Origin of the sequence: Buttiauxella sp. WJP83, from assembly GCF_027594725.1 — a bacterium.
In the GTDB taxonomy this organism is placed as follows: domain Bacteria; phylum Pseudomonadota; class Gammaproteobacteria; order Enterobacterales; family Enterobacteriaceae; genus Buttiauxella; species Buttiauxella selenatireducens.
In genome coordinates this window covers 4,071,400-4,083,968 of the sequence record NZ_CP110080.1, presented here as the reverse complement: position 1 = coordinate 4,083,968, position 12,569 = coordinate 4,071,400, and the positions used below count along the sequence as shown (strand labels likewise).

The 12,569-nt window shown below is 51.6% G+C and carries 12 protein-coding genes; 4 read left to right on the top strand and 8 right to left on the bottom strand.

All coding sequences use genetic code 11. The features are described 5' to 3' along the window. Nucleotides 1-26: 26 nt before the first annotated feature. Together OH773_RS18840 and OH773_RS18835 are read left to right on the top strand one after the other, a co-directional pair. The gene (locus OH773_RS18840; RefSeq protein ID WP_442865622.1) at nt 27-1,133 is read left to right on the top strand and encodes a lactonase family protein; all 1,107 of its coding nucleotides are present in this window, start codon (nt 27-29) and stop codon (nt 1,131-1,133) included. Between the two features lie 48 nt (nt 1,134-1,181). Next, nucleotides 1,182-3,092 carry a BglG family transcription antiterminator gene (locus OH773_RS18835; protein ID WP_270140913.1) on the top strand — a complete coding sequence of 637 codons (1,911 nt, stop codon included), beginning with the start codon at nt 1,182-1,184 and terminating at the stop codon, nt 3,090-3,092. Between the two features lie 155 nt (nt 3,093-3,247). Here the strand turns inward: OH773_RS18835 and dolP are convergent, their stop codons facing one another. Genes dolP through OH773_RS18815 form a run of 4 tightly spaced genes read right to left on the bottom strand, consistent with a single transcriptional unit; the run spans nt 3,248 to nt 6,871 of the window. Further along, nucleotides 3,248-3,823, bottom strand: a complete 576-nt coding sequence (gene dolP / locus OH773_RS18830) for a division/outer membrane stress-associated lipid-binding lipoprotein (protein WP_183272619.1) — start codon at nt 3,821-3,823, stop codon at nt 3,248-3,250. A gap of 9 nt (nt 3,824-3,832) precedes the next feature. Further along, nucleotides 3,833-4,423, bottom strand: a complete 591-nt coding sequence (diaA, locus tag OH773_RS18825; protein WP_183272620.1) for a DnaA initiator-associating protein DiaA — start codon at nt 4,421-4,423, stop codon at nt 3,833-3,835. Nucleotides 4,424-4,442: 19 nt separating this feature from the next. Next, on the bottom strand, nt 4,443-4,838 hold the full coding sequence (locus OH773_RS18820; RefSeq protein ID WP_270140910.1) for a YraN family protein: 396 nt from the start codon (nt 4,836-4,838) through the stop codon (nt 4,443-4,445). Further along, a complete protein-coding gene (locus OH773_RS18815) occupies nt 4,796-6,871 on the bottom strand; it encodes a penicillin-binding protein activator (protein ID WP_270140908.1) in 2,076 nt (691 codons plus the stop codon). Before OH773_RS18815 ends, OH773_RS18820 begins: the two co-directional genes overlap by 43 nt. Before the next feature lie 62 nt (nt 6,872-6,933). Here OH773_RS18815 and rsmI point away from each other — a divergent pair, with 62 nt between their 5' ends. Next, nucleotides 6,934-7,800 carry a 16S rRNA (cytidine(1402)-2'-O)-methyltransferase gene (gene rsmI, locus OH773_RS18810; protein WP_183272623.1) on the top strand — a complete coding sequence of 289 codons (867 nt, stop codon included), beginning with the start codon at nt 6,934-6,936 and terminating at the stop codon, nt 7,798-7,800. Between the two features lie 112 nt (nt 7,801-7,912). Then, nucleotides 7,913-8,557 (top strand): hypothetical protein, encoded by a 645-nt coding sequence (locus OH773_RS18805; protein WP_270140904.1) that lies wholly within the window; start codon nt 7,913-7,915, stop codon nt 8,555-8,557. Nucleotides 8,558-8,631: 74 nt separating this feature from the next. Here the strand turns inward: OH773_RS18805 and kbaY are convergent, their stop codons facing one another. The 4 genes from kbaY to agaF form a co-directional block, all read right to left on the bottom strand. Next, nucleotides 8,632-9,510, bottom strand: a complete 879-nt coding sequence (gene kbaY / locus OH773_RS18800; protein WP_270140902.1) for a tagatose-bisphosphate aldolase subunit KbaY — start codon at nt 9,508-9,510, stop codon at nt 8,632-8,634. 12 nt (nt 9,511-9,522) lie between these two features. Beyond that, on the bottom strand, nt 9,523-10,677 hold the full coding sequence (locus OH773_RS18795) for an SIS domain-containing protein (protein ID WP_270140900.1): 1,155 nt from the start codon (nt 10,675-10,677) through the stop codon (nt 9,523-9,525). Between the two features lie 302 nt (nt 10,678-10,979). Then, entirely contained in the window at nt 10,980-12,113 is a 1,134-nt protein-coding gene (gene nagA, locus OH773_RS18790; protein WP_270140897.1) for an N-acetylglucosamine-6-phosphate deacetylase, read from the bottom strand. Next, on the bottom strand, nt 12,110-12,544 hold the full coding sequence (gene agaF / locus OH773_RS18785) for a PTS galactosamine/N-acetylgalactosamine transporter subunit IIA (RefSeq protein WP_183272629.1): 435 nt from the start codon (nt 12,542-12,544) through the stop codon (nt 12,110-12,112). The genes nagA and agaF overlap by 4 nt, the downstream gene beginning before the upstream one ends. Nucleotides 12,545-12,569: the final 25 nt, after the last annotated feature.

The following is a 12,569-nucleotide window of genomic DNA, read 5'->3' as shown; positions in this document are numbered from 1 at the left end:
TAAGCCACGATTTAAAGGAACCTCCCATGTCTGTAACACACCATCCTGCTCTGTTTGCCTGGGTTGGAACCTACTCTCCCCATGGCGAAGGGATTTATCGCTTTCAAATTGATGCGAAAACCGGTGCGCTGAGCCACAAAACATGTGTCTGTGAATGGCCAAATGCCGCGCAACTGACGATCGCTCGTGATGGCAAAACGCTGTATGCGGCAAGTGAAGTGGAAAAGGGCGTTGTTGCCGCTTTACGTGTGGGTGACGGCGGGAGCCTGAAAAAGCTTAACCAGGTTTCATCAGGTGGTGCGGGGCCGGTTTATCTGTCTCTGACCCCTGACGAGCGTTATCTGCTGGTGGCGAATTACACCAGTGGTTCCGTTGCAGTATTGCCGGTGCAGGCGGATGGTAGTCTCGGTGAAGCCACCGATATCAAGCAAGATTCTGGCCCTGCGGGGGCGAAAAAACCTGAGGCCGCCGTAGAAGGCAGTTTTGCGGTAAGCGGGCATAGTGGCCCACACGCCCATATGATCCGTACCGATCCCAGTGGGAAATTTGTCTTCACCACCGATCTTGGCCTCGACAGGATTTATCAATATCGCTTTGATAATGAGAGCGGGAAGCTGACGCCTAACGATCCTCCGTTTATTGCCGCCTCCTCAAAAGGTGCCGGGCCACGCCATTTTGTGTTTACGCCAAAAGGCGATGGTTTATGGCTAATCAATGAAGAGGCTTCTACGCTGACTCACTATCAGCTGGATGCAGGCACAGGGACATTGACGGAAGGGGAAAGTATTTCTACTCTGCCCGAAGGCTTCAAAGGCACTAACTTCGCATCGGGTCTGGTGCAAAGCCCGGACGGGAAGCAGCTGTATGTCGCTAATCGTCTGCATAACAGTATCGGGCATTTTACTGTCTCAGAGAGTGGCAAGCTGGTTCATCAAGACGATGTCTGGACGCGCGGTGACTACCCGAGGACGTTAACCCTTGATTCTACAGGAACGTATCTGTACGTCATGAATCAGCGCAGCGACAACATCACGCGTTTTAGTGTGGCGGCGACATGTGGAAAACTGACTTTTGTTGAGGATTACTGTGCGGTAGGAAACCCGTCACAGATGGTTCTGCAACCGATAAAGTAGTGGCAGTAACGGGTGCTAATCCCTCCCGATTAACGAAAGGAAACGGCAGTGAGATTCCCCAACCAACGTCTGGCTCAGTTGTTTGAGATGCTACAAAACGAGACGCTGCCCCAGGATGAACTGGCGCGGCGTTTAGCTGTTTCTACGCGCACGGTGCGTACGGATATCACGGCTTTAAATGCATTAATGGCTGATCACGGCGCGCAATTTGTTCTGAATCGCGGTGCAGGCTACCAACTCAATATCACCGATATGGCGCTCTATCAGGCGCTTCAGCAGCAGCCTTCGCGGCAATTGCGTATCCCTCGTAGCTCACCTGAGCGGGTGCATTATCTGGTGGTGCGCTTTCTCACTTCCGCATTTTCTTTAAAACTCGAAGATCTGGCGGAAGAGTGGTTTGTTAGCCGTGCGACGTTGCAAAGCGACATGGCCGAAGTGCGCGAGTGGCTCGCTCGCTACAATCTGACCATTGAAACGCGCCCGCGCCACGGCATGAAGTTGTTTGGTAGCGAAATGTCGGTGCGCGCTTGCCTGACCGAACTGCTCTGGCAACTGATGCAAGAAGACAGTGACAATCCACTGCTGACTGAAGAAACACTCAATGCTGGTGTGCCGGAACAACTGGCGACGGAACTGCACAACTGTTTCACACGTTGCCGCATCCGCCTGACTGACGAAGGGGAACAGTTTATACGCTTATACTGTGCTGTCGCGGTTCGACGTATCAGCGAAGGCTACCCGCTGCCAGATTTCAGTGCCGACAATGTCGATGAAGCGGTCCGTGAAGCCGCACGGCAAATCACCGGACTGTTACAGGCGCTGGCCGGCAAACCGCTTTCGGAAGCAGAGGAGCAGTGGCTGCAAGTGCACATCGCCTCCCGCCAGGTGCAAGAAGTGGCCCCGAGCGCCATTAGCGCCGACGATGACGAAGCGCTGGTGAACTATATTCTGAGTTTCATCAACAACAACTATAACTACAACCTGCTGACAGATAAGCAGTTACATGCTGATTTACTGACGCATATTAAAACCATGATAACCCGCGTGCGTTATCAGATTAACATCCCCAATCCTCTGCTGGACAATATCAAACAGCACTATCCGATGGCGTACGACATGACGCTTGCCGCAGTGTCGAGTTGGGGTAAATACACGCCTTTTGTTATCAGTGAAAACGAAATTGGCTTCCTGGTACTGCATATCGGTGTCGGCCTGGAGCGCCACTACAACATTGGTTATCAACGTAACCCGCGTGTGTTGCTGGTTTGCGATACCGGGAATTCCACGGTGCGCATGATTCAGGCGATGTTGCTGCGTAAATATCCGCAGATAGAGGTCAGACGTATTATTTCTCTACGCGACTATGAACAGCTCGACAGCGTTGAGGAAGATTTTGTTATCTCCACCGCCAGAGTCACAGACAAAGCAAAGCCTACCGTGGTGGTTGCACCGTTCCCGACCGAGTATCAACTCGAACAGTTAGGCAAGCTGGTGCTGGTGGATCGCACGCGTCCCTATATGCTGGAAAAATTCTTTGATGCCAGCCATTTCCGCGTCATTGACGAGCCCATGTCGCAGCAGGAGTTGTTCAGCACGCTATGCCAACAGCTTGAGCAAGAAGGGTTTGTCGGTGAGGATTTTTATCCGTCGGTGGTGGAGCGTGAGGCGATTGTCAGCACCGTGCTGGGCGAAGGCATTGCGCTTCCGCACTCATTGGGGCTGATGGCAAATAAAACCGTGGTTTATACCGTGCTTGCACCTCAGGGTATCAGTTGGGGTGATGATACGGCGCATGTCATCTTCTTGCTGGCAATCAGCAAAAGCGAGTACGAAGAGGCGATGGCGATTTACGATTTGTTTGTCACTTTCCTGCGCGAAAGGGCCATGCCGAGGCTGCGTGATAGTCAAGATTTTGAAGAGTTTAAAGCCGTGGCGATGGATTGTTTGAGTCGGTTTTGATGGGAGTACCACCCTCATCCCGACCTTCTCCCTGAGGGAGAAGGAGAAGTCAGATGATCCCCTTTCCCTGAGGGAGAAGGAGAAAAGAACGCCATCTGAGGGAGAAGGAGACTAAGTCCCCTCTCCTGGGGAGAGGGTTAGGGTGAGGGGGAAAATTACTTCAGAATAGTAAACGCAGTCGTCACATGTTTTACGTCACTGACCCGGCTGGCAATATCTGCCGCAGCTTTAGCTTCCCGCTCTGTCACCAGACCCAGTAAGAAGACTTCGCTATTCTCGGTAGTGACTTTCACACTGGTCGATTTTACCTGGTCGCTTGCCAGCAATTGCGAGCGTACTTTGGTGGTAATCCAGGTATCTGACGACGCCGTACCTAAACCAATCGGTGCCATGATACGGATTTCGTTGTACACCTCGGTGGTGCCATCAACGCCCAACGCAATTTGTTTGGCTCGTGAAGCGAGTTCAGTATTTGGCGCCTGGCCGACAAGCAGGACTTTTCCCTGATAAGCCGAGACGTTGATACGTGCGTCTTTCTTGATTTGTGCGTCTTTAGACAATGCGCTGCTTACGCGCAATTCCAGAGTACCATCGTCAACCTGAGTACCGACTGAGCGAGGATCTGTCGCGGTTTTAGTGGCGACAGCGGCGGTACCCACTACTGCGGCAGCAACACAACCTTGTAGAAGTAACGCAGTAAAAAGGACTGCAAGTGGCTTTAATGCCTTCATTTGTACTCCTTAAACGTCCTGGTGTGGGAATAACGTATTATCAATCAGATCGCACAGGCAGTTTACCGTCAGCATATGCATTTCCTGAATGCGTGCGCTGCGGTGAGAAGGGATGCGGATTTCAACATCCTGCGGCCCTAATAAGCCGGCCAATTCCCCGCCGTCATAGCCAGTTAATGCAACGATAGTCATGTCACGCGTTACGGCGGCTTCTACCGCTTTGACAATATCACGACTGTTACCACGGGTCGAAATCGCGAGCAAAACATCACCGGTATGGCCGAGCGCACGTACTTGTTTAGCGTACACTTCTTCGTGTAAACGATCGTTTGCGATCGCGGTTAAGACCACATTATCGGCATTAAGTGCAATGGCAGGTAAACTCGGGCGCTCAGTTTCAAAGCGGTTGATCATGCTGGCAGCAAAATGCTGGGCGTTAGCCGCAGAAGTGCCGTTGCCGCAGCACAGAATTTTATTGCCATTGAGCAGTGACTGAACCAGTGTCATTGCTGCACGGGAGATAGCATCTGGCAACGCTTCAGCGGCGGCAATCTGAGTTTGAATACTTTCCGTGAAGCAGACTTTGATTCTTTCGAGCACGTTTATTTACCTGGTTACTTTAAACATCTGCGGTGAACGCGTTGGTTAACCACTCTATTTCATTGCCGGTGAAGGCTAACACATCGAAACGGCAATCCACAGTATCAAAACTTCCTGATGTGCGTGCTAGCCAATACTGAGCGACATGTAACAATTTTTGTTGTTTGCGGCGCGTGACGCTGGCAGCAGCACCACCAAAGAGGTCGGAGCGCCGGTATCGTACTTCGACAAAGACGATAACGGCATCGTGTTGCATGATGAGGTCGATTTCGCCACCGCGTGCATGAACATTGGCAGCAATAAAGCGCAGTCCTTTGCGTTCAAGAAAGCGGCGCGCGCTCAACTCGTAGTGCGCGCCAGCTTGTTGACGGGTCAGGAGGCTGGAACGATTTGACCCCGACTGAATTGCAGCCAATTTAACTTCCTGTTAATGACGCAATCTGGATTTGCAGACAGCGTACCGGTGTTGCCATTCACCTGATAACCAGGAACCTGGCGGATTTGAGAGAAGTGATTTGCCAGTGACCATGCATCCACACCCATCGCGTACAGACGCGCCAGTGAGTAGTCGTTATGCACACTCCCCAACGCTTGTTGCATCAATGATGGATTGTTGCCCGCAAGCATCGGGATTTCACTGAACTGCAAACCGTCCATTTCCAGACGGAAATCTGGACCGTTCACGCCCTGTGAGCTGCGCGAGCTGGCATACAGTTGTGCTGAGCTACGGCTACCGGTACGCATGGCGATCATCGGTTTGATCAGAGCGACTTCATCCGGCGTTGCCACAATATAAGCGGCGTCTACGCCACCGGACGTACCCGCGGTAATTTGTGCATCAGTCGGTGGTGGTGGGATAGTCAGCCCGCCGATGGTCACACCCGCAGGTTGAGCGGAGGCTGGCGTTACCGGAGTACCGCTTAACGCGATACCTGAACCGCTGTTAATCCCTTGTTTGAGTTCGGCAATAGAACCGAATTTCTGTTGCAGCACCGTGCCGCCACCCAGCTTCAGCCATTCATCGGCAAAGGCTTTGGTTACGCGATCGCCCAGTGTGCTACGCGGTACCAGTAACAATGGAGCACGGTGGCCTTGTCGCCAGATATGGCCTGCTGCATCACGGGCTTCATCTTCTGGCGACAGCGCGAAGTAGCAGATATTGGCACGGTTCTGCACGCTTTCCGGCTGGTTCAACGCCAGGATATTCAGTGGTGAAGTCGTGGTGGCTAACTGGTCAACATTGTTTTTAAGCAATGGGCCGACGACTATCGTTGCACCATCTTGCTGGGCTTGAGCCAGTATCTGCGCCAGTGGTTGCGTGGTGGTATCGTAGACTTTGATTTCAGCTGATGGATTCGCTGGGGCTGCCGCTGCTGCCTGTACTTGTGGCGCAGGTTGCGCCGCTGGAGCTGGCTGTACCGGAGTCTCCGCAGGCTGTTGGGTTAAATCATCAACCGAGGCGGCTGACGGGCTTGCCACCATGTTGGGATCGACTGGCTGTGGCAGAGCCGCTTGTGTGGTATCGCCAGGTTGCGCATTGGCATCCGCTGGTTGCACGGGTGCCGTTGTTTGTGCCACCGGGGCAGAACCCATATTTTTCGCCGCTTCAAAACCCTGCTGAATGGCGCGACCAAAAACCGCCGCCTGGCCGTTTAAAGGCAGCAAAAGGGCAATTTTGTTCGTCGACGCGGGTTTGTAATTCTGCATATTGCTTAACTGCGTCGGCAGTGTTTTCGCCCCCGGATTCTGCGGATAGCGCGTTTGCCAGTCTTTAATTCCGGCTTTGAGCATTTCAGGATCGTTACGGTTGTCGTTCCAGACGCGTTGCAGATCCAGCCAACCTTGCAGTGTGTTTTCATCGGCATTGATAACCAGAGACTTCATCTGTTCGGCCGTCATCAGCGATAACGCCTGCCAGGTACCATCAATATTTTTTTGATGCGCAGGGCCGGTCAACATTGGCTCTTGCGCGATATATGCACGCAGCAGTTCAATCGACGGGTGATTCTGGCTTGCGTCGATAACCGCCTGGTAATAGCGCGCCTGCTGATTTTTGTTAAGCGCAGCAACATTGATTTTGCTCAGACGCGCGTTGGCATCGGCATAATCTTTCTGGGCGACTTTCACTTCGGCTGCCAGCAGTGCCTGTTCGCGGCGTTGCGTCTCGTCCATCTCTTTCGGTAGCTGATTGTAGAGATCAACGGCTTGCTGGGTTTTGCCTTCTTTTAACAGCGCATGAATGGCGAGTAATTGCCAGGTGGTCTTGCTATCATCAGTGCTTTGCTGCATTTGTTGCAGGTAATACGCCGAATTAGCAGTGGCTTCGCCCTGCATATGCGCATTCGACTGGTCTGGTGCTTTAGTAGTACAGCCGGCAAAAAATAGCGCGGCCAGCACAACAGGCAGACAGCGCCCGGCTTTAGAACGAATAAATTTAGACGGTACCATTCTGTATCCAGTGTAATTTTTATCTCAGTGTTCAATATTAAATCGGCAATACGGATGAAACAATGAAACAACTCGAAACGGCGGCTATTTCTGCCAGCACGCTCTACATCGTTCCGACACCCATCGGTAACCTCGGCGATATCACACAGCGGGCGTTATCCGTGTTGCAAAGCGTTGACCTGATTGCCGCTGAAGATACTCGCCATACAGGATTACTGCTGCAACATTTCGCCATTAATGCGCGATTGTTCGCATTGCACGATCATAACGAGCAACAAAAATCAGAAACCTTGCTGGCTAAGCTTCAGGAAGGACAAAGCATTGCGTTAGTTTCTGATGCAGGAACGCCATTAATTAACGATCCTGGTTACCATCTGGTGCGCACGTGCCGCGAAGCGGGTATCCGCGTCGTGCCGCTGCCCGGTCCTTGTGCCGCTATTGCGGCATTAAGTGCTGCCGGTTTACCTTCCGATCGCTTCTGCTACGAAGGTTTCTTGCCTGCTAAATCGAAAGGCCGCCGCGACGCGCTTAAGGCCATTGAGCAAGAACCTCGCACGCTGATCTTTTACGAGTCTACGCATCGCCTGCTCGATAGTTTAGACGATATCTGCGCGGTGCTTGGTGAATCACGCTATGTGGTGCTGGCTCGTGAGCTAACGAAGACCTGGGAATCGATTCACGGCGCGCCAATTGGTGAGTTGGCGGCATGGGTGAAAGAAGACGAAAACCGCCGCAAAGGTGAAATGGTCCTGATTGTCGAAGGCTTTAAAGCGCCAACCGATGATGCGCTGCCAGCCGATGCGCTGCGTACTCTTGCTTTGCTACAAACAGAATTACCGCTGAAGAAAGCCGCTGCACTGGCCGCCGAAATTCATGGTGTGAAAAAGAATGCGCTGTATAAATATGCGTTAGAAAACAGCGAGAAATAGGGTTTTACGAGAAGCCTCGCATTGTGTTGTTACGGGTATCGGTATTGTTTGAAAACTAAAAATAAGTGATGTTAATTTGCTCAAACTGTTTTTAGCTTAGGATGAGCAAATTATGCCGGTGTTAATTCGTGGGGACTCGAATATGATCGTGATGCCATTGTCGTATAGCCCTGCGGCGATAGAGCGCTCTTTTCAGGTGGTTGATGAAATCACGCTCGCGGGGAAGAGGTTTCTGGTTATCTTTGATAAACAGACGCCACGTGCCGCTATAGTTAAAGCTGATATTGAAGAGATTGATGGTGTCGCTCGTCATATCGCGGTGGCGATGCTTGAGTTAGCCAATCAAAAAAGTATTGGCGATAATGTCATTTCGGTTGAGCGTTTTTGGGAAGAAACGGATCTGCTTCAGGTTGAGGGGGTCTGTGTGGACAGGCGTTATCAGGAGGCGGGTTTTGCCACCCGACTGTATGAAGCGCTAGTGATTAACTGCGGGGTCATTCTGATGAGTGATAACACGCAGTATCAAGGCGGCAAGGCTTTGTGGCAAAAGATTGCGCGTGAATCTAAGGAACTGTCTGTGTTTGTTCTGGACACCGATTCCGGCAGATTCTATCCCTATGATGGCACGAAAGTTATCTACGATGGCTCGAGCATTCCAGAAGAAAAAATCTGGAGTGAACATCCTGATACGACTCGCTTTGGCGTCGTGTTGATAGCTGAAGATAAGAGAAAAATCGACAAACTTGCCTCAAATTAAAAAACCCGCTTTCGCGGGTTTTTTGTTTATCTATCAATGATGAAAATATTATTTCTCGCCAGTAACCGGCAGCGTTATAGCGAGGTTTCAGTTTCAGGAATTAATTTATTGGCAGACCCGCAAACGGTGACTTTACTGCGTACCACTTCTTTCATGGCATCCATCCCGACACGCATGTAATAGCGGGGATCGTTGCCTTCAGGGTTATCGCCAAACCATTTTTTAACGGCGGCCGCAAACGCAATTTTTAGCTCAGTTGCGACATTCACTTTGCACACGCCCAGTTCGATGGCGCGTCTGACATATTCGTCAGGTACATCGCTCGCGCCGTGCAGAACCAGCGGGATATCCACAACTTCGCGGATTTCACCCAGGCGTTGGAAATCAATTTTCGGACGTTTAGTGTAAAGCCCATGCGCGGTGCCAATAGCAACGGCAAGGCTGTCGATGCCGGTGAGTTCTACAAAGCGACGCGCTTCTTGCGGATCGGTGAGGAAAGCGCTTTCTTCGTCCACATCCATATCGTCTTCCACTCCGCCGAGGCGACCTAATTCGGCCTCGACGCTGCAATCATGACGATGACAAAAATCGACTACGGATTTCACCAGCCGCACGTTTTCGGCAAGCGGGAAGTGGCTGCCGTCGATCATCGCGCTGCGTACACCGGCATTCACTTTACGGCTGATATCCGCCAGTGATTCATGGTGATCCAGATGCAGTGCAAGCGGCATGCCGTAGCTTTCAGAGTAGGCCTCGCACAAAGCGTAGATCTCTTCAAAAGCGATATGTTTAAAGGTGCCTGGCGTGCCTGCCAGGATAACGGGTGACTGCATCTCTTTGCAGACTTCCAGAATCGCCTGGATAGTTTCCGCGTTGTGAATATTAAATGCAGGAACGGCATAGCCTCTGGCCTGCGCATCCTGAAGAAGATATTTAGTGGAAATAATACTCATGTTGGGATCCTCTCAGCCTTTCCACGGATGAATAATCACACCTTTCACAACACGGTTTACCGTGCCGCTGGCGGAAGGCGTATCAGGGGTGATGCCTGCTTTGATTGATTCGGTTAGCGCGAAAATCTGTGCATACATCAGGAAGCAGAAAGCCTGCTCAACGTCGATAAACTCACGGGAAGGTGGCAGCCAGATATGCGGCCCTGTTTCGACTTCCGGGCAAGGTGACGCGCTGATAGCCACGACGCGCATCGCCTGTTGGTCGCGACGCAGTTCAGCCAGTAAATCGAGATCGTACTGGCGGGTATACGGATGGCTTGAAACCATCACCACGACTAACGTTTCTTTATTGACCAGTGATTTAGGACCGTGGCGGAATCCGGTTGGAGAGTCATAAAACGCGGCCAGTTTTCCGGCGGTGAGCTCCAGTACTTTTAGTGCAGACTCACGAGCCACACCCTGCAATCCACCGCTGCCGAGATAAACAACACGCTTAAACGGCAGGTCGCCAAACACGCTTTCGTTGAACTCACCCTGTGAGGCAATAATTTGCTCGCAGCGAGTCGCCACATCCTGGAATGAGGTGCTGTTGATGACATCAGGGGCAAACACCGCAAGGCAGCTGGCCATCATGGTGGTAATACTGCTGGTCATGGCGAAGCCGCGATCGTGTGTTTCCGGCGGCATCAATAGCGCCAGGGAATTGTGACTGGTGGCCGCGTTCTGATACAGGCTACCGGCTTCGTTACACGTAATGATCAGGTGGTAGCAGTGCTCCATTACCTGATTGACTAAATCGACAGCCGCCACGCTTTCAGGGCTGTTGCCAGAGCGTGCAAAAGAGACCAGTAACGTCGGTTCCTGCGGGGATAAGTAATCTAGCGGGTTGGTGACCAGGTCGGTGGTTGGCACCGCAACAAAGTTTTTCCCGGTGTGGCGTGACAGCCACGGCGTAATAATATCGCCAATAAAAGCGGAGGTTCCTGCACCCGTCAGGATAATTTTTAGAGAGGTGTTTTGCAGCAAAGGCTCAAGGAATGCATCGATGTTGCTACGTTGATTACCGATATTTTTTAACGATCGGATCCAGCTTTCCGGCTGTTGGCGGATCTCTTTTTCGGTCCAGGTTGATGTGCCGGAAAGACAGGCAGATTGGGTTTCGCTCATAACTCAGTCCTTAGCAGTGCAAGATCATCGGAAGTAGCACAAAGCAGTACAGGACAATCTTTCGTTTTGTTTCATTTACTCAACTTCATGCTTAAATAAAATTTATAGAAAAGAAAACGAAAGGTCAACGTAAGAAAAACAATAAAACGAAAAATGTGATCCAGAAAATGATCGTTTTCATTCAATCAATTGATTTTAAATATAATTATGAATAAATAGATAATTGACGTGAAGTTAATCGAAAGGAAAAGAAAGATCTGCCGCCGGCAGGCGACAGATCAAAACGAGGAGCAACGAAAGAACTACAAAGGGAGATGTTGGCCATTAATCCAGATGTTTTGAAGCTCTAGCAGTGGATTAAGCGCTATCAAACTGGCGCGTTTACCTGGGGCTAACGAACCTAACTCTTTGTCTAAACCGAGCATTTTTGCCGGATGCAATGAAGCCATATGGATGGCATCTTCTGCAGGCACGCCGACGTGATTCACCAGATTGCGCACTGCGGCATCAAGCGCAAGGGTGCTTCCTGCAAGACCGCCGCTTTCGGTTCGCACGATCCCATTGCTCATGGTGACCGGGTGCCCACAAATCGAATATTCACCGTCAGGCATTCCGGCTGCACTCATGGCATCGGTTATCAGCAAGATTCGGGACTTAGCGCAGGTACAACTTATATTCATGACTGCAGGATGAACGTGATGCCCGTCGGCAATCAGCTCAAGCCAGGCGCGTTTATCCGTTAAACCCGCGCCGACCATACCCGGATTACGGTGGTGCAAACCGGTCATACCGTTAAAGCAATGCACCAGGCCTTCAGCCCCGGCATCGAATGCCTGAAGTGTTTGTTCATAGCTGGCGGCGCTATGGCCGAGCATCACGCGAACGTTACGGTTTTTCAGATGTTTTATCATCTGCAGCGCTTCGGGCTTTTCAGGCGCCAGCGCCACGACGCGCAACGTGTTTTGCGATACCTCTATCAACCGATCCAGTTCCGGAATGTTCAGCTCGCGGAATAACTCGGGTGGATGAGCGCCCTTATTCTGTGGTGTGAAGTACGGCCCTTCGAGATAACTGCCCAGCACGCTCGCACCAGGTCCGCCGCGATAATAGCGTTGCGAGATACGCCGCAATGCACGTTCAATATCTTCAAGCGGCGCAGTGACAGTGGTGGGCAACCAGCCGCCGACACCTTCACGCGCTTTGTGCATCGCCAGACGGTCGAGGACGCCGGGGTCGTCATCCATCACATCAACCCCGTCGCCGCCGTGCACATGAATGTCTATGTACGCCGGGCACAGCAGTTCCGCATCACGCGCCATCGTTCCAGCAGGAATCGGTTCGATAGCAACAATCGTTTCGTTATCAATGAGTAACTGATGATTGTCTAACCAGCCTTGTTCGGTGAGAACGCGCCTGGCTCGCAGCAGCGTGGTCATATTCCTTCCTCGACCGCCTCAGCTTCGCGGTAGCGTCCCATTTCATCGACCAGGCTGGTTAGCCCTCGGTGGCCGCATTCCAGTGCCTGAAGACGGAACTCTTTGCTGCTCAGCCCGTCGCGTTCCAGCACCATTTCCAGCAGTAATTGTAGGTTGATGCCGGTGATCACTTCACGGCCTGGTTTTTCCAGCGCCAGGGTTGAAGCCACGCGGAACGGGGTTCCGCCAAGTAAATCGGTTAAAAACACCAGCCCTTCGCTTTCATCTAATACGCTGATGGCTTCTTCGAACTGCGCGGTAAGCAGTGCGGTTGAAGACGTTTCAGGGAAATCTATGGCGATAAGTTGCTCTTGTTCACCAAGAATCTGTTTCATCGCTTTTTCCAGTCCGGTGGCAAAGCCACCGTGACCGCTAAGAATAATACTTAACATATTGTTTTCTCTCGCTTACAGGATG

What these genes read in the sequence shown, in the direction of transcription:
- OH773_RS18840 (WP_442865622.1), top strand. Translation starts at nt 27, where the DNA reads ATGTCTGTAACACACCATCCTGCTCTGTTTGCCTGGGTTGGAACCTAC.
- dolP (WP_183272619.1), bottom strand. Translation starts at nt 3,823, where the DNA reads ATGAAGGCATTAAAGCCACTTGCAGTCCTTTTTACTGCGTTACTTCTA.
- OH773_RS18815 (WP_270140908.1), bottom strand. Translation starts at nt 6,871, where the DNA reads ATGGTACCGTCTAAATTTATTCGTTCTAAAGCCGGGCGCTGTCTGCCT.
- rsmI (WP_183272623.1), top strand. Translation starts at nt 6,934, where the DNA reads ATGAAACAACTCGAAACGGCGGCTATTTCTGCCAGCACGCTCTACATC.
- OH773_RS18805 (WP_270140904.1), top strand. Translation starts at nt 7,913, where the DNA reads ATGCCGGTGTTAATTCGTGGGGACTCGAATATGATCGTGATGCCATTG.
- kbaY (WP_270140902.1), bottom strand. Translation starts at nt 9,510, where the DNA reads ATGAGTATTATTTCCACTAAATATCTTCTTCAGGATGCGCAGGCCAGA.
- OH773_RS18795 (WP_270140900.1), bottom strand. Translation starts at nt 10,677, where the DNA reads ATGAGCGAAACCCAATCTGCCTGTCTTTCCGGCACATCAACCTGGACC.
- nagA (WP_270140897.1), bottom strand. Translation starts at nt 12,113, where the DNA reads ATGACCACGCTGCTGCGAGCCAGGCGCGTTCTCACCGAACAAGGCTGG.
- agaF (WP_183272629.1), bottom strand. Translation starts at nt 12,544, where the DNA reads ATGTTAAGTATTATTCTTAGCGGTCACGGTGGCTTTGCCACCGGACTG.